Below are 16,525 nucleotides of genomic sequence, written 5' to 3' on the forward strand. Positions count from 1 at the left end.
CAGTAAGGGGAATGTATGAAATTAATCGTCATCGCTGATGATTTTACCGGCGCTAATGATACCGGGGTTCAGCTGGCGAAGAAGGGCGCGCGTACTGAGGTAATGCTCTTTGCCCGGCAGTCGCCGTCACGCCGCGCCGATGTGCTGGTGATCAATACTGACAGCCGCGCGCTTGGGGCTTCTGACGCGGCGGATGCAGTAACGCAGGCGCTGGCCCGCTGGCGTCAGCAGGATTTGCTGATCTACAAAAAAATCGACTCCACCTTTCGCGGCAATCCCGGAGCGGAAATTGAAGCCGCATTGCACGCCAGCGGTAAAGGTCTGGCGCTGATCGCAGCGGCTATCCCTGGCGCAGGCCGCACCACCCTTAACGGCGAGTGCCTGGTGCATCAGGTGCCGCTGGCGCAAACCGAGTTTGCCAGCGATCCGCGCACGCCGATTAGCTCGTCACGCATCAAAACCCTTTTGCAGCAGCAAAGCGAGCTAAAGGTGATTGACGTTGCGTTGCCTGCGGTGCGCAGCGGTGAACTGGCTGCGCTGCTGCGGCAGTATCAACATCAGGCACCGGTGATGGTCGTGGTGGATGCGCTAACCGAACAGGATCTGGCGCTGATTGCCGAAGCGGCCCTTTCGCTGCCCGAAACACCGTTGCTGGTAGGTGCGGCAGGGCTGGCGGCGGCGTTGCCAGCCAGCGCCTGTATTACAAAACGCCAGGCGCTGCCGGTGCTGGTGATTGCCGGGTCAATGAGTGAAGCCACGCGTCGTCAGGTGGCGTTGGCTATCAATCAACAGCGCGCGCAGGTAGTAGATATCGACGCAGCGCAGTTGCTTATGCACGACGTTCCCGATTTTAGCGGGCTGGTACAGCAGGCGAGCGCGCTACTTGCAACTGGTCAGCACACGATTTTACGTACCAGCCGCAGCGCGGCGGATCGACAACAAATTGATGCGCTATGCCAGCAGCTTCACTGCAGTCGCGCGTTATTAGGCGAGCGTCTCAGCCAGCGGCTGGGTGAGCTGACGCTGGCAATTATCGACAGGGCGCGTATCGGCGGGCTGTTTCTGACGGGCGGGGATATTGCCATTGCGGTTGCTCATGCGCTGGGCGCGAAAGGCTATCGCATCCAGCAGGAGGTTGCGCCCTGCGTTCCATGCGGCTGTTTTATCAACAGCGAGCTTGATGATTTGCCGGTAATTACCAAAGCCGGCGGTTTCGGTTCTGAGAGTGTGCTTTGTGACGCGCTCTCGTTTATTGAGGAGATGTACAGTGACCACTAAAACCATTGCGGTAACCATGGGCGATCCTGCCGGTATCGGCCCGGAGATTATTGTTAAAGCGCTTGCGGAAGGGGAGTTAAACGGCGCGCCAGCCGTGGTGGTAGGTTGTCTGGAGACGTTAAGGCGCGTAATGGCGCAGGGCAAACTCCCGCAAATGGAACTGAAAGAGATCACTTCAGTCGCGCAGGCGCACTTCACGCCCGGCACCATTAACGTGCTGGATGAGCCGCTGGCCGATCCGCAGGCGCTGGTGTCCGGTAAGGTTCAGGCGCAGGCGGGCGACCTGGCGTACCGCTGCGTGAAGCGCGCAACGGCGCTGGCGCTGGCGGGAGAGGTGCATGCTATCGCCACCGCGCCGTTAAATAAAGAGGCGCTGCATTCGGCTGGTCACCTCTATCCTGGCCATACCGAACTGCTGGCGCAACTGACCCAAAGTAAAGATTACGCCATGGTGCTCTATACTGACCGACTAAAAGTGATCCACGTTACCACTCATATCGCGCTGCGCAAATTTCTTGATACGCTGAATCAGCCACGCGTGGAAACGGTGATTGGTATGGCCGATACGTTTTTGCGCCGCGTCGGCTATACGCATCCGCGCATCGCTGTAGCTGGGGTGAATCCGCACGCCGGCGAAAATGGCCTGTTTGGCGATGAAGAGATCAACATTGTTGGTCCGGCGATTCAGGCGATGAAAGAGAGGGGCATTGATGCCCGCGGTCCTTGTCCGCCGGATACGGTTTATCTTCAGTGCTATGAAGGACAGTACGATATGGTGGTGGCGATGTATCACGATCAGGGCCATATTCCGCTTAAGCTGTTGGGCTTCTACGACGGGGTAAATATCACCGCTGGCCTGCCATTTATCCGCACCTCAGCGGACCACGGCACCGCATTTGATATTGCCTGGACAGGTAAAGCGAAGTCTGAGAGCATGGCCATCTCGATTCAACTTGCGATGCAACTTGCATAGGGAAAGATGAAAGGACAAAGTCGCCTCGACCAGATTATGGATTATCTGAAAGCACATAATCTGGTTACCGTTGATCAACTGGTAACGGCCATTTCCGCCTCGCCCGCCACTATCCGCCGCGATCTGATTAAGCTGGATCGGGAGGGCGTTATTAGCAGGACGCACGGCGGCGTGACGTTAAACCGTTTTATTCCTGAGCAGCCCACCACGTCAGAAAAAAGCCAGCGCAATCTGGCAGAGAAACAGGCGATTGCACGCGCCGCCGCCGCGCGCGTAAAAGCGGGCGATGCGGTGGTGCTGGATGCGGGCACCACTATGCTGGAGCTGGCGCGGCAGCTCACGCACCTGCCGCTGCGGGTCATTACCGCCGATCTGCATATTGCGCTGTTTCTTTCGGGATTCCGACAAATTGAAGTGACGATTATCGGCGGGCGCATTGATGATTCCAGTCAGTCATGCATTGGTGAACACGGACGCCGCCTGTTGCGCACGCTTCATCCCGATATTGCTTTTGTCAGCTGCAACTCCTGGAGCCTGGAGAAAGGTATTACCACGCCTACGGAGGATAAGGCCGGGCTGAAGCAGGATCTGCTGCTTAATGCACGTCAGCGGATATTACTGGCGGACAGCAGTAAATATGGTTCATGGTCACTGTTTTGCGTAACGCCGTTACAGGCGCTGACGGAGGTCATTACCGACGGCAGGCTAAGTGAAGAGGCGCAGGCACAGCTTAACGCAGAAGATTTTGCCTTAACGCTGGTGGATACGCAGGCCAAGTAAACGAAACGGGGCGGAAGATCCGCCCCGGTAAAGCAGGGGGCTTTACTGCGTTTTCAGGCCGAGAGAGGGAATATTACGGCCATAGTAGATTTCACGCATTTCCTTCCACAACAGATCGGTAATCCGCTTGTGTTCCTGCGGACTCAGGTCTTCCGGTCTGGTGTTGAACAGGTAATGTTTGAGATCGAATTCTTTCAGCAACATCTTGGTGTGAAAGATGTTTTCCTGATAAACATTCACATCGACCATATCATACATCGCCTTCATATCATCCGACATAAAGTTCTGTATAGAGTTGATCTCATGATCGATAAAGTGCTTCACGCCGTTAACGTCACGGGTAAAACCGCGTACGCGATAATCAACGGTAACGATGTCCGATTCCAGCTGATGGATAAGGTAATTCAGCGCCTTCAGCGGGGAAATAACGCCGCAGGTAGAGACTTCAATATCAGCACGGAACGTACATAATCCGCCTTCGGGATGGCTCTCCGGATAGGTGTGAACGCAAATATGACTTTTATCCAGGTGAGCGACTACCGAACCAGGCAGCGGGCCGGGATGCTCCGAATTATCAATATCTTTCGGATCGATCGGCTCTTCGCTAACCAGAATAGTGACGCTGGCACCTTGCGGTTCATAATCCTGACGCGCGATATTCAGCACGTTAGCGCCGATAATCGAGCAGGTTTCGGTCAGGATTTCAGTCAGACGGTTAGCGTTGTACTGCTCATCGATATAAGCAATATAGCCATCGCGTTCGGCCTCACTGTTCGCATAGCAAATGTCGTAGATACAAAAACTCAGGCTTTTCGTCAGGTTGTTGAAGCCATGTAGTTTCAGCTTTTGCAATTTAGTTCACCTCCTTATAAATGCCCGGTCGGTGCCGACAGTGCATTCAACAGATATTGCGGCAGAGCAAAACTGCCCGTATGGATTGCCGGATTATAGTAACGGCAGTTCAGGCCTGCTGACGCAAAGCGCGCCTGCAGCGTGGCGGTATCAAGCTGACGCAGTGCCGGGTTATCGCTCGCCCATGCAAAGGTCATAATGCCGCCGTAATAGGTTGGGATCGCCGCCTGATAAAAACTGACATCGCTGAAGTAGTGGCCCAGTTTACGATGGCTGGTCACGGCTTCATCCTGTTGCAGAAAGCTAACGCCATTCTGCGCGACAAAGATGCCATTTTCATTAAGGCAACGTTTACAACCCTGATAAAACTCAGAGGTAAACAGGCTTTCACCCGGACCGACCGGATCGGTACAGTCTGAGATGATCACATCGAACTTTTCGCTGGTTTGCGTAACGAAGTTCACCCCATCGTCGATCACCAGACGGAAGCGCGGATCGTCATAAGCGCCAGCGCTATGGTTGGGCAGATACTGACGGCAAAACTCGACCACGCCCGCGTCGATTTCCACCATCGTAATCTGTTGCAGTCCGGCGTGACGACTGACTTCACGCAGCATACCGCCATCGCCGCCGCCGATAATCAACACCTTTTTGGCGTTGCCGTGGGCCAGCAGCGGAACGTGCGTTAACATTTCGTGATAGATGAATTCATCGCGCTCGGTGGTTTGCACTACGCCATCCAGCGCCATGACGCGACCGAAAGCCGCATTTTCGAAGATGATCAGATCCTGGTGCTCGGTCTTTTCACGATAGAGAACCTTGTCTACCGTGAAATATTGACCAAAGCCGGCATGAAGCGTTTCATACCAAATTTCATTTTGGGCCATGGTGGGGCTCTCCTCAGAATAGCCATGAAAATTGGGCGGCACATCATAGCTAACTCTGCATGGGGTTGCACGGTCAAATTAGCAGCAGGAGAGCACAGAGCAGCAAATTACTTAACGTAAGCCAGCAGGCTGAGCGAGTCGCGTGCTAACGCCTTACATTTCTTATCGTTAGAGACAGCAATGCCGCTCAGATCGCGATAGCTCTCTTCTCCCAGTAATTTCATGTTGTAGCTGCCATAGTTGGTAAGATCCCAACGGTTCTGCTGGGCAAAGAAAACCAACGCCTTGCGGATTTGCGCATCGGGCAGATCCTGATAGCCGCAATCATTTTTTAGATAGACAAATACCGCGGTCAGATCGGCCAGATCTTCCGCTTCTGATTCGCTAAGCGCAAAGCTGGTGGATGAGAAGCCAAGAAGCCCCGACAGCAACAGGACTTTGATGCCCTTCGTCATAATCATTCTCTAAAAATTGCAATCATCTGACGTTAGCACAGTTATGCACCGTCTTCAGGCCATTTTTACGCTTTGTTGCCGTTTGTGCTAAAAATCGCCAATTCAGTCTGGCAGGCGCCATTTCTTCACGCCGGAAACACAGTAATTGAGCCATGTCTGATAGTCATCACCTCATTTTGCGGGAAGTCTCAGAGTCTGCAGGCAGATGAGTTGAACAAAAGCCGGTCGAATTGAAGGCGATTACTTTTATGATGCAGGCCGCACAGGAACCCTTCCTCTGATGCCACCCGATATAAAAAGAGTAATAAATCTGCCCCTTTCAAAGATGAAGCCTGATATGCGTATTAAACAAGCCATAACCCTATTGATGTAGCTATCTTAGGTTCATTTGCTTGTTAGCTTGACTTTGCCGTTAGGGCAAGGTTTAGGATAACGCCCTCAATATGATAAAGGACGCCATCATGCAACGCCGAGACTTTCTTAAACTGACCGCAGCGCTGAGTGCCGCAGGCCTGTTTCCCTTCTGGCAGGGGCGTGCGCTGGCCGCTGGTCGCCCGGCGCTACCGATCCCCGATCTGCTGAAGCCCGATATTCACGGTGCGGTGCGCCTGATTGCTCAGTCCGGCACCAGCCACTGGCACGGAAAAGCGGTCAATACCTGGGGCTATAACGGCGCGCTGCTGGGTCCGGCGATTGAGATGACGCGTGGTAAGACGCTGAAAGTGCTGATGGAAAACCGCCTGTCGCAGGCGACCACGGTACACTGGCACGGGCTGGAGGTGCCGGGGGATGTGGATGGCGGCCCGCAGGCCACGATCGCGCCCGGCGGTCAACGCACGGTTTCCATTACGCCCGACCAACCAGCGGCAACCTGCTGGTTTCATCCGCATCAGCATGGAAAGACCGGCTATCAGGTGGCGCAGGGGCTGGCCGGGCTGGTAGTGCTGCGTGATGAGGAATCAGAAAAGCTGCTGCTGCCGAAGCAGTGGGGCGTGGATGACATCCCGCTGATTTTACAGGACAAGCAGCTAACGGTAGAGGGTACCGGCATTGATTATCAGCTGGACGTTATGCATGCCGCAGTGGGCTGGTTTGGCAATCTGATGCTGACCAACGGCGTGCCTTATCCGCAGCAAGCGGTGCCGCGTGGCTGGCTGCGTCTGCGTCTGCTGAACGGTTGCAACGCTCGCTCACTTAACCTGACGGCCAGCGACAAGCGCGCGCTGTACGTTATCGCCAGCGATGGTGGCCTGCTGGCAGAGCCGGTGCAGGTAGAAACGCTAATGCTACTGCCGGGCGAACGTTTTGAAGTGCTGGTGGATACCAGCGATGGCAAAGCCTTTGATTTGGTAACGCTGCCGGTTAATCAGATGGGCATGACGCTGGCGCCGTTTGATGCGCCGCTGCCGCTGCTGCATATTTTGCCGTTGCGGGTAATGGCCAGCGGCTCGTTGCCGGATACGTTGGCTAATTTGCCGCCGTTACCTGCCAGCGATAACCTTCCGGGCCGTTGGTTACAGTTGATGATGGATCCTCAACTGGATCGGCTGGGGATGCAGGCGCTGCAACAGCGTTACGGCAAACAGGCAATGGCGGGCCATGAGAGTACAGGGCATGCTATGGCGCAACATATGGATTCAGCCGGTCACGATCATCAGGCAATGACGCATCAGGACCACAGTCATGCGATAGAGAATATGCCGCCGCAAACCGCTTCCGGCTATGATTTCCATAATGGTAATAAGATCAATGGCCAGGCCTTTGATATGAACAAGTCACTGTTTGCCGTGAAGCAGGGCCAGCTGGAGAAGTGGACCATTTCCGGCGAAGGCGATGCGATGCTGCATCCTTTTCATATCCACGGCACGCAGTTCCGTATTCTTTCAGAAAACGGCAAGCCGCCAGCGCCGCACCGGCAGGGATGGAAGGATACGGTGCATGTGGAAGGCTGGCGTAGCGAAGTGCTGGTGCGTTTTAATCATAAGGCCAGCGCTCAGCAGGCGTATATGGCGCACTGTCATCTGCTGGAACATGAAGATACCGGCATGATGCTGGGCTTTACCGTCGAATAACCCCATATCTTTTGCCAATGCCCGATTATGGTGAACGCGATCGGGCGTTAATGGTTTAATTTTTCATTTGCGGCAGATAAATAGCGGTATCGTTAATTAAAAACTTTTCTTAGCAAAATAGATTTATACGGAAATTAATTAAAGGAGTAATTATGGCACGTAAAAAGTCTTCGCTTATTTTTTCTATTAGCTATCTGTCTACTATTTATATTGTTACGCATAGCTCTTTGAGAGTAAGCGCGCCTTGCCAACAGCTTACGGATATCCTGGCAGCGCTGTTGATATTCCTGGGAGTAAATAAATCCTGTTATTTGCTAACAGCTTTTTATCATTGGTATAAAGGGACGGATGAAAAAACTAAAACATAACTATTTAACGCGGCGTTATTCATTGTGCTTTTAAAAACCATCCCTTTATAAAAGGGCCACCTTTTTCAGACAGCCCTTTAACTTTTCTTATCATACTGCGGGATTATGCCTGCTCCAGCGCCAGGCGGAGATCTTCAATGAGATCGTCGCTGTTCTCAATGCCAATCGACAAACGAATGGTCGCTTCGCCAATACCAATCCGCTGCCGTACTTCAGCGGGCACGCCGGAATGGGTGGTGCTGCCCGGATGGCTGGCAAGCGATTCGGTACCGCCGAGGCTTACCGCCAGCTTAAACAGCTGTAGCGCGTTAAGGAAACGGAAAGCGGCGGGCTGACCGCCACGAACATCAAAGGAAAAGGTTGAGCCCGCGCCGCTGCTTTGCGCCTGAAATGTTTTACCCGCCGCAGAGTCGCTATCCAGAAACCTCAGATAGTGCAGCTTTTCCACTTTCTGATGATCGCGTAAGAAACGGGCTACCGCTTCGGCATTACTGTTCGCTTTTTCCATGCGCAGCGACAGCGTTTCCAGCGAGCGGCCCAGCATCCAGCTGGAGTGCGGATCCAGCTGGGTACCAATAGCGCTGCGCAAGGCGCGAACCTGATTCATCAGTGCTTTACTGCCCATCGCCGCGCCGGCGATCAGATCGGAGTGTCCGCCAACATATTTTGTGAGTGAATAGAGCGAAATGTCCGCGCCATGCTCCAGCGGGCGCTGAAACAGCGGGCCAAGCAGCGTATTGTCGCAGGCAATAATCGGTCGGCTTCCCTGCTGTTCGCCAATCTTATCTGCCACGCGGCGAATCAGGGCGATATCCACCAGGCTGTTGGTAGGGTTGGCGGGCGTTTCAATTAAAATAACCGCCACGCGGCCAATCGCCGTTGCCCGGTCGGCTGCCTCCTGTACTTTTTCCTCATCCAGACCATCGCTGAAGCCTACTGCCGCCACGCCAAGCTGATGGAAGGTTTTGCTCAGCAGGGTTTCAGTGCCGCCATACAGCGGCTGTGAATGCAGAATAACGTCGCCAGGCCGCACAAAAGCGAGCAGGGTGGTAGAAATAGCGGACATTCCCGAAGAGAACAGCACGCTGCTTTCAGCCCGCTCATACACCGCCAGCCGATCCTCGACAATTTCGCTGTTAGGATGATTAAAGCGGGAATAGACCAGCCCGCCGGACAGGCCTGCAGGCGGCTCGCGTCGGCCTGAGACATAATCGAAAAAGTCGCGACCATCTTCAGCGCTTTTGAAAACAAAGGTAGAGGTCAAAAACACCGGCGGCTTAACCGCGCCTTCTGATAAGGCAGGATCGTAACCGTAGTTCAGCATTTGCGTTTCCGGCTGTAGCGGGCGGTTACCAATATGGGTTTTTTTAGTCTGAGCAGCGCACATAATCTCTCCTGGCGATGAAGCCGTCTGGCATCATAAATTGAGCTTACGCTATCACAGGCGCTCATTGGCTGATAAATGACTTAACGTTCTAACTTTAAAACCAAAAGCATAATTAAATAACGCGTCTTGGAAGTTTAGCAGTCTGTATATCTGTTTCTCGCCGGGGCAAAGGTTGGCTGCGTTGGGGTATTTGGCGGACAAAATATGATAGACTTTGCTGCTTTCGACAGATGACGAAGCCTGAAGCTATGAAACACACCGTTGAAGTTATGCTCTCCGAAGCGGAGATTCGCAATCGTATCGCTGAACTGGGTCAACAAATCACTGAGCACTACCGTGACAGCGGAAGCGACATGGTGCTGGTAGGCCTGCTGCGCGGCTCCTTTATGTTTATGGCCGATCTGTGCCGTACCATTGAAGTGCCACACGAAGTCGATTTTATGACCGCATCCAGCTACGGCAGCGGCATGTCCAGCAGCCGTGATGTGAAAATTCTGAAAGATCTGGATGAAGACATCCGCGGAAAAGATGTGCTGATCGTGGAAGATATTATCGATTCTGGTAATACACTGAGCAAAGTGCGGGAAATTCTCAGCCTGCGCGAGCCGAAGTCACTGGCCATCTGTACCCTGCTGGATAAGCCTTCGCGCCGTGAAGTAGCGGTGAACGTTGAATATATCGGTTTCTCTATTCCTGACGAATTCGTGGTCGGCTACGGCATTGACTACGCGCAGCGCTATCGTCATTTGCCTTACATCGGCAAGGTAGTCATGCTGGAAGAGTAATACAGGCGATTGTGCTGCCAGAGACAGCACAATCGATTAAAGATAGCGGTTGCCGGAAAGGCTATTATGCTGCCCCTGATTAGCGATGGCTTTCAGGTTGATTCAGCAGGTTAGCAATGCCTTGATGGTAACGCTGTTCAAGCAATTCGCGGTTGGTGGCGGTGACTTCCAGGTCGCGCAGGCAGCCATCATGGATGCCGTAAACCCAGCCGTGAATCGTGACTTTCTGCCCACGTTTCCATGCTGATTGCAGAATAGTTGAATGGCCCAGGTTATAAACCTGCTCCATGACGTTGATTTCACAAAGCTTATCAAAGCGTTTCTCTGGCGGCAGTTCGCCAAGGAACGAGCTATGCTTGTACCACAAATCGCGGATATGCAGCAGCCAGTTGTTGATCAGGCCCAGTTCCGGGTTTTCTACCGCCGCCTGCACGCCGCCGCATCCGTAGTGTCCACAAATGATGATATGTTCCACCTCCAGTACCTCTACCGCATATTGCACCACGGAGAGACAGTTGAGGTCGGTATGGATCACCAGGTTGGCTACATTACGGTGAACAAACAGTTCACCTGGCTCAAGGCCGGTTAAGCGCTCGGCTGGAACGCGGCTGTCAGAACAGCCAATCCACAAAAAGCGTGGCTTTTGCGCCAGGGCAAGACGTTCAAAGAAGCCGGGATCTTCTTCAACCAGTAATTTGGACCATTCGCGGTTGTTGCTGATTAGTGTATCAATATCTTTCATGATGGTTATCGATCTGTAACAAGCAGAAATGCGTTTCCGTACTATAGGACAACATTTGGTAATTTTAAACGGTAAAAACGATTGTTAACAAAACAGGGTAAATAACGCTTCTATGACGTATGCACTGGAACTTGAAAAGCTCACCAAAACCTATCCCGGCGGCGTGCAGGCGCTAAAAGGGATCGATTTGTCGGTTGAGGCGGGCGACTTTTATGCGTTGCTGGGGCCAAACGGCGCCGGTAAATCAACCACCATCGGCATCATCAGTTCACTGGTTAACAAAAGCGGCGGTCGGGTTCGTGTCTTTGGTTACGACCTGGAAAAAGATGTGGTCAACGCCAAGCGTCAGCTGGGGCTGGTGCCGCAGGAGTTTAACTTCAATCCGTTTGAAACCGTTTTTCAGATTGTGGTTAATCAGGCGGGTTACTATGGCGTTGAACGGCGCGAGGCGCAGCAGCGGGCAGAAAAATACCTGACCCAGCTCGACCTGTGGAACAAACGCAACGAGCGCGCGCGTATGCTTTCCGGCGGCATGAAGCGTCGCCTGATGATCGCGCGTGCGCTGATGCATCAGCCCAAGCTGCTGATCCTTGATGAGCCGACCGCTGGCGTCGATATTGAGCTGCGTCGTTCAATGTGGGTATTCCTGAAAGAGCTAAACGCGCAGGGCACCACCATTATCCTCACCACCCACTATCTGGAAGAAGCAGAAATGCTCTGCCGTAATATCGGCATCATTCAGAGCGGTGAACTGGTTGAGAACACCTCAATGAAAGGGCTGCTTTCGAAGCTGAAATCGGAAACCTTTATCCTCGATCTGGCGGCGAAAAGCGCCTTGCCGAAGCTGGAAGGCTTCCAGTACCGCCTGCTGGATACCTCAACGCTGGAAGTTGAGGTCATGCGCGAGCAGGGGTTAAACAGCGTTTTCAGCCAGCTTAGCGCGCAGGGTGTGCAGGTGCTTAGCATGCGTAACAAGGCGAATCGCCTGGAAGAGCTGTTTGTGAGTCTGGTGCAGGGGAAAACGGGAGGTCACGCATGATGCACTTATATTGGGTTGCGCTGAAAAGCATCTGGGCCAAAGAGATTAACCGTTTTGCCCGTATCTGGATCCAGACGCTGGTGCCGCCGGTCATCACCATGACGCTCTACTTTATTATTTTTGGTAATTTGATCGGCTCGCGCATCGGCGATATGCACGGCTTCAGCTATATGCAGTTTATCGTGCCCGGCCTGATTATGATGGCGGTGATCACCAACGCCTACGCAAACGTAGCCTCCTCCTTCTTTAGCGCCAAGTTTCAGCGCAACATTGAAGAGTTGCTGGTGGCACCGGTGCCGACCCATATCGTGATCGCCGGTTACGTTGGCGGCGGCGTGGCGCGCGGCATCTGCGTGGGGATCCTGGTTACGGCGGTCTCGCTCTTTTTTGTGCCGTTCCACGTGCACTCCTGGCTGATGGTGGCGGTTACGCTGCTGCTGACGGCGATTATGTTTTCTCTGGCGGGCCTGCTGAACGCGGTATTTGCCCGTACCTTTGACGACATTAGCCTGATCCCGACCTTTGTTTTGACGCCGCTGACCTATCTGGGCGGGGTGTTTTATTCGCTGACGCTGCTGCCGCCATTCTGGCAGGCGGTTTCGAAGCTGAACCCGGTGGTCTATATGATCAGCGGCTTCCGTTACGGCTTTTTGGGCATTAACGACGTTCCGCTGGTGTTTACGCTTTCGGTACTGATCGCCTTTATCGTGGTGTTTTATATTCTCGCCTGGACGCTGATACAGCGCGGGCGCGGTTTACGCACCTGATGCCCGCTTGCTGAACGCGCTCCCCGGAGCGCGTTTTTTTTTGCCTGCGTTCTCCCCTGTGCAGCGTTTCTGCTGTTCTCACGTAAAGGCTGCGATCGCTCTCACATCTTCAATTAGTACATCTGTACAATTTCATCGGCTGTGTCAGGCTGTCAGCTGCAAAAACAGAGAGGCACAAATGACAGAGAGAAGCTGGCGCCAGGATCCGCTGCGACGCGAACGCATCGCCGAAGCGGCTCTGGAAGTAATTGTAAAATATGGCGTTGCCGGGACAACCTATCGTAAGGTTGCGGCGCAAGCTGCCGTGCCGCTTAGCGCGGTAAGTTACTATTTCAGCAGCCTGAATGCGCTGCTTTTTGCCGCTTTTAACCAGCTTTCCCGGCATATTTCCGATCAATTCTCAGCGCTTATCACCCGCGCACGAACACAGCAGGAGGCGATAGACGCGGTAGTCACCATTATTTTTGGCGATGCCACTTCCTCATCGCGCACTCTGCTACTGAGCTATGAACTGTACGCTTTCGCCAGCCGTCATCCGCAGCTAAAACCGGTGATGCTGGAATGGATGACACGCAGCCGCAGCGCGCTGGAGCACCATTTTTCGCCGACGGCGGCGGTCGCCATCGACGCTTTTATTGAAGGCATGATGATCCATCGTTCAGTAATGCCGGTCGTACCTGAACAGGTGGCCAATGCCATCCGACAGCTGGCCAGCCTGTAGCTCAGGCTTCTGGCTTTGTAATCCGCACTAATGGAGGGAATATGACAGAAGCAGAAAAAGCGCTGGCGGGGCTGCTTTACGATGCCAATTACGATCCGGCGCTCATCGCCGAACGTGGCGAGGTGAAGTACCGGCTGCAAATCTACAACACCACCGATCCGCGTGATTTGGCGCAGCGGGAGAAACAGCTTAAGGCGCTGCTGGGTAAAACCGGCGAGCAGATCCTGATTGAACAGCCTTTTTACTGCGACTACGGGCGAAATATCGAAGTCGGTGAAAACTTTTATGCCAACGTTAATCTGGTGATCCTTGACTGCGGGAAGGTCACTATCGGCGACAACGTTTTTATCGCGCCCTGCGTCGGCATTCATACCGCCGGTCATCCGCTGGACGTGGAGCAGCGCAATCGAGGGCTGGAATATGCCCGCCCGGTTACCATCGGCAATAACGTCTGGATTGGCGCAGGCGTACAGATATTGCCAGGCGTCACGATTGGCGATAACAGCGTGATTGGCGCCGGTAGCGTGGTAACGAAAAGCGTGCCGGAAAATGTGGTGGCAGCGGGAAATCCGTGCCGGGTACTAAAAACAATTTAATCACTATGCTGAGGTTTGTTATGCCGCAGTTTCACTGGATTAATGAGCCAGCCGTCTGGCGCAATGAGAACGGTCAGTTAACCGTCATCACCGACGGTCAAACCGATTTCTGGCGCGAAACCTGGTACGGTTTTACCCGCTTCAGCGGCCACTTTTGGGGCTGCGAGATACAGGAAGATTTTACTTTTCAGGCGCGGGTGCGTGCCGATTTTCATACCCTGTACGATCAGGCAGGCATTATGTTTATGGCTGATGAGCAGCACTGGTTAAAAGCGGGAATTGAATATAACGATGGACAGCCGGCGATGGGCAGCGTGCTGACTCAGGGCAGTTCTGACTGGGCAACCGGCCCGTTCAACGGCGATGCGCGTGATTTCTGGATGCGCTTAACGCTGCGTGACCATGCTCTGCGGCTGCAGTATTCAGCTGACGGCGTTGTCTGGCCGTTGCTACGGCTGTGTCATATCGCTAAAGCTGAACGTTATCAGGTGGGGATAATGTGTTGTACCCCAGAGCGCGCCGGGCTGGAAGTGATGTTCAGTGACATAAGCCTGACGCCGCCGAATGGCAAAGCGCTGCACGATTTAAGTTAAAAAGCAGGCGAGCGGGGCGACGCTGCCCCGCTGCGAGGGTCAGGCAACCTGCACCGGCACCGCTTTAGCCAGGCGTTTCATCTGGTTATCACCTTCGAAATAAGCCACTTTGGGCTGCCACTGGCGCGCTTCTTCGTCCGGCATCTGTACATAAGAACAGATAATCAAAATATCACCTTCACAGGCGCAGCGGGCAGCCGCGCCGTTAACGGAAATGATTTTCGAACCACGTTCAGCAGCAATTGCGTAGGTAGAGAAACGCTGGCCGTTGGTTACGTTATAAATATCGATCGCCTCGTACTGAAGAATACCGGAAGCGTCGAGAAAGTCCTGGTCAATGGCGCAGGAACCTTCGTAGTGCAAGTCAGCCTGAGTGACTTTCACTCGATGCAGCTTGCCTTGCAGCATGGTGCGTACCATATCTCTGTTACCTTGTTCTGCAACGAATCAAAAGTTGAGCGACAGTATTCATGGATTACCGACGCTTGTCTACTGGGTCAGATCAACCGTCTGATTGTCGATCAGTCGGGCTTTGCCCAGCCATGCAGCCATTAAAATAACCGCCTGTTTGCTCTCTACATTGAGCGGCAGCAGCGTTTGGGCATCACAGATCGCCAGGCCGTCCGGCGTTAATCCTTTATCACGCAGCTCGGCTTCGGCGCTTTCGATAATCTCTTCAATATGGCGCTCGCCGTTGGCCAGCTTACTCGCCATCGTTTTCATTACCTGGCTCAGCGCCGGTGCCAGCTTACGCTCATCGGCGGTCAGATAGCCGTTACGCGAACTGAGCGCCAGGCCATCTTTCGCACGCACCGTCGGCACGCCGATAATATCGATATCGTAGCCCATATCCGCAACCATCTTGCGTATCAGCGCCAGCTGTTGATAATCCTTTTCGCCGAAGCAGGCCAGATCAGGCTGCACCAGATTAAACAGCTTGCTCACGATGGTTGAAACGCCACGGAAATGGCCGGGGCGACTGGCGCCTTCCAGCAGGCTGGAGAGGCCTGGCACCTCAACAAAGGTCTGGGTATCCAGCCCTTTGGGATAGACATCGGCGGGAGCCGGAGCAAACACCAGATCAACCCGCGCCCGGTTCAGCTTTTCACAATCTTCCTGCAGCGTGCGCGGATAGCGTGCCAGATCTTCAGCGCGATCGAACTGCATGGGGTTAACAAAAATAGTTACCACCACAATGTCGGCGCGCTCGCGGGCTTCATCCACCAGCGTCATATGACCTTCATGCAGGTTGCCCATGGTCGGCACCAGCGCAATGCGTTTGCCTTCCTGACGCCAGCGCCTGATTTCACGGCGTAGCATCGGCAACGTTTCGATAATCAACACGGACTTTCTCCTGTTCACTGGAAACTGTGCTCAGCGGCGGGATAGCTTGCCTCTTCCACTTCCTGAATATACTGGCGCACGGCAGCGCGAATATCACCGGTTTCGGCAAGGAAATTTTTAGCAAATTTGGGAATATGACCGCCGGTAATGCCAAAGGCGTCATGCATGACAAGGATCTGCCCGTCGGTGACGTTACCCGCCCCGATGCCGATCACCGGAATGCTTAGCGCCTCGGTGACGCGCTGCGCCAGCACCACCGGAACGCATTCCAGCACCATCAGCTGGGCACCTGCGGCCTCCAGCGCCAGCGCGTCGGCAAGCAGCCGATCCGCAGCTTCGCTGTCGCGACCCTGCACTTTATAACCGCCAAAGATATTAACCGACTGTGGCGTTAAGCCCAGATGGCCACACACCGGTACGGCGCGATCCGTTAGCATACGCACGGTTTCCGTCAGCCAGGCGCCGCCTTCCAGCTTCACCATATTGGCACCGGCGCGCATCAGCTGGCCCGCATTTTCACAGGCCTGCTGCGGCGTAGCGTAACTCATAAACGGCAGATCGGCGAGCAGCAGGCAGTGCGGCGCGCCACGGCGTACCGCAGCCGTATGCCAGGCGATATCTTCAACGGTAACCGGCAGGGTAGACTCATACCCCATGACCGTCATCCCCAGCGAGTCGCCGACCAGCATCACCTTCATGCCTTCATCGGCAAAGAGTCGGGCAAAGCTGAAGTCATAGGCGGTGATGGAGGCGAATTTTTTGCCTGCCTCTTTTAACTGGCGCAGGTGCGAAATGGTGGTAGGTTTCATGACTTTCTCAACGTCAACTTACTGGTTGGCGAAGTGTAAATCATCGACGCAGTCAGAGGAATGGCTTATCGTTGCGG

Annotated in this window: 19 protein-coding genes; 11 read left to right on the forward strand and 8 right to left on the reverse strand. The window is 54.0% G+C overall.

The features are described 5' to 3' along the window. Positions 1-15: 15 nt before the first annotated feature. From dtnK to ACQE3Y_RS16540, 3 genes are read left to right on the forward strand one after another with little or no spacing between them, the layout of a single operon-like run. Entirely contained in the window at positions 16-1,278 is a 1,263-nt protein-coding gene (gene dtnK, locus ACQE3Y_RS16530; RefSeq protein WP_426982106.1) for a D-threonate kinase, read from the forward strand. Between the two features lie 16 nt (positions 1,279-1,294). Continuing rightward, positions 1,295-2,251, forward strand: coding sequence for a D-threonate 4-phosphate dehydrogenase (locus ACQE3Y_RS16535; protein WP_426982135.1), 957 nt, complete (start codon positions 1,295-1,297; stop codon positions 2,249-2,251). 6 nt (positions 2,252-2,257) lie between these two features. Next, positions 2,258-3,031: a DeoR/GlpR family DNA-binding transcription regulator gene (locus tag ACQE3Y_RS16540; RefSeq protein WP_426982107.1), complete on the forward strand. Its 774-nt coding sequence runs from the start codon at positions 2,258-2,260 to the stop codon at positions 3,029-3,031. Positions 3,032-3,073: 42 nt separating this feature from the next. On the opposite strand, the gene speD is transcribed toward ACQE3Y_RS16540, so the two are convergent. The 3 genes from speD to ACQE3Y_RS16555 all read right to left on the reverse strand — a co-directional run bounded on the left by speD (position 3,074) and on the right by ACQE3Y_RS16555 (position 5,225). Continuing rightward, the gene (gene speD, locus ACQE3Y_RS16545; RefSeq protein ID WP_085067960.1) at positions 3,074-3,883 is read right to left on the reverse strand and encodes an adenosylmethionine decarboxylase; all 810 of its coding nucleotides are present in this window, start codon (positions 3,881-3,883) and stop codon (positions 3,074-3,076) included. A gap of 14 nt (positions 3,884-3,897) precedes the next feature. Continuing rightward, positions 3,898-4,770 (reverse strand): polyamine aminopropyltransferase, encoded by an 873-nt coding sequence (gene speE / locus ACQE3Y_RS16550; RefSeq protein WP_426974503.1) that lies wholly within the window; start codon positions 4,768-4,770, stop codon positions 3,898-3,900. Between the two features lie 107 nt (positions 4,771-4,877). Further along, complete coding sequence (locus ACQE3Y_RS16555; RefSeq protein ID WP_085067958.1) at positions 4,878-5,225, reverse strand: YacC family pilotin-like protein; 348 nt, start codon at positions 5,223-5,225, stop codon at positions 4,878-4,880. 461 nt (positions 5,226-5,686) lie between these two features. Here ACQE3Y_RS16555 and cueO point away from each other — a divergent pair, with 461 nt between their 5' ends. Then, complete coding sequence (gene cueO, locus ACQE3Y_RS16560; protein ID WP_426982108.1) at positions 5,687-7,297, forward strand: multicopper oxidase CueO; 1,611 nt, start codon at positions 5,687-5,689, stop codon at positions 7,295-7,297. A 152-nt stretch (positions 7,298-7,449) separates the two neighbouring features. Beyond that, entirely contained in the window at positions 7,450-7,665 is a 216-nt protein-coding gene (locus ACQE3Y_RS16565) for a hypothetical protein (RefSeq protein ID WP_426982109.1), read from the forward strand. A 103-nt stretch (positions 7,666-7,768) separates the two neighbouring features. Here the strand turns inward: ACQE3Y_RS16565 and ACQE3Y_RS16570 are convergent, their stop codons facing one another. Beyond that, positions 7,769-9,052 carry a cystathionine gamma-synthase family protein gene (locus tag ACQE3Y_RS16570; RefSeq protein ID WP_426974506.1) on the reverse strand — a complete coding sequence of 428 codons (1,284 nt, stop codon included), beginning with the start codon at positions 9,050-9,052 and terminating at the stop codon, positions 7,769-7,771. A 248-nt stretch (positions 9,053-9,300) separates the two neighbouring features. On the opposite strand from ACQE3Y_RS16570, the gene hpt reads away from it, so the two are divergent. Beyond that, positions 9,301-9,837, forward strand: coding sequence for a hypoxanthine phosphoribosyltransferase (hpt, locus tag ACQE3Y_RS16575; protein WP_426974507.1), 537 nt, complete (start codon positions 9,301-9,303; stop codon positions 9,835-9,837). Positions 9,838-9,916: 79 nt separating this feature from the next. On the opposite strand, the gene can is transcribed toward hpt, so the two are convergent. Further along, positions 9,917-10,579, reverse strand: a complete 663-nt coding sequence (gene can / locus ACQE3Y_RS16580) for a carbonate dehydratase (RefSeq protein WP_208615334.1) — start codon at positions 10,577-10,579, stop codon at positions 9,917-9,919. A gap of 112 nt (positions 10,580-10,691) precedes the next feature. Between can and ACQE3Y_RS16585 the strand changes: the two genes are divergently transcribed. The 5 genes from ACQE3Y_RS16585 (at position 10,692) to ACQE3Y_RS16605 (ending at position 14,295) form a co-directional block, all read left to right on the forward strand. Continuing rightward, positions 10,692-11,618: an ABC transporter ATP-binding protein gene (locus ACQE3Y_RS16585; protein ID WP_085067953.1), complete on the forward strand. Its 927-nt coding sequence runs from the start codon at positions 10,692-10,694 to the stop codon at positions 11,616-11,618. Further along, positions 11,615-12,385, forward strand: coding sequence for an ABC transporter permease (locus tag ACQE3Y_RS16590; RefSeq protein ID WP_085067952.1), 771 nt, complete (start codon positions 11,615-11,617; stop codon positions 12,383-12,385). The genes ACQE3Y_RS16585 and ACQE3Y_RS16590 overlap by 4 nt, the downstream gene beginning before the upstream one ends. A 178-nt stretch (positions 12,386-12,563) precedes the next feature. After that, on the forward strand, positions 12,564-13,106 hold the full coding sequence (locus tag ACQE3Y_RS16595; protein ID WP_426982110.1) for a TetR/AcrR family transcriptional regulator: 543 nt from the start codon (positions 12,564-12,566) through the stop codon (positions 13,104-13,106). Positions 13,107-13,147: 41 nt separating this feature from the next. Beyond that, positions 13,148-13,702, forward strand: a complete 555-nt coding sequence (locus ACQE3Y_RS16600; RefSeq protein ID WP_426974509.1) for a sugar O-acetyltransferase — start codon at positions 13,148-13,150, stop codon at positions 13,700-13,702. Between the two features lie 20 nt (positions 13,703-13,722). Next, complete coding sequence (locus tag ACQE3Y_RS16605; RefSeq protein ID WP_426982111.1) at positions 13,723-14,295, forward strand: DUF1349 domain-containing protein; 573 nt, start codon at positions 13,723-13,725, stop codon at positions 14,293-14,295. Between the two features lie 39 nt (positions 14,296-14,334). On the opposite strand, the gene panD is transcribed toward ACQE3Y_RS16605, so the two are convergent. The 3 genes from panD to panB all read right to left on the reverse strand — a co-directional run bounded on the left by panD (position 14,335) and on the right by panB (position 16,448). After that, positions 14,335-14,715, reverse strand: a complete 381-nt coding sequence (gene panD, locus ACQE3Y_RS16610; protein WP_038628123.1) for an aspartate 1-decarboxylase — start codon at positions 14,713-14,715, stop codon at positions 14,335-14,337. Between the two features lie 69 nt (positions 14,716-14,784). Continuing rightward, positions 14,785-15,639, reverse strand: a complete 855-nt coding sequence (panC, locus tag ACQE3Y_RS16615; RefSeq protein WP_426974511.1) for a pantoate--beta-alanine ligase — start codon at positions 15,637-15,639, stop codon at positions 14,785-14,787. Between the two features lie 14 nt (positions 15,640-15,653). Continuing rightward, on the reverse strand, positions 15,654-16,448 hold the full coding sequence (gene panB, locus ACQE3Y_RS16620; RefSeq protein ID WP_426982112.1) for a 3-methyl-2-oxobutanoate hydroxymethyltransferase: 795 nt from the start codon (positions 16,446-16,448) through the stop codon (positions 15,654-15,656). Positions 16,449-16,525 lie beyond the last annotated feature (77 nt).

This window comes from Pantoea sp. FN0305 (genome assembly GCF_050113845.1).
Lineage (GTDB): Bacteria > Pseudomonadota > Gammaproteobacteria > Enterobacterales > Enterobacteriaceae > Mixta > Mixta alhagi.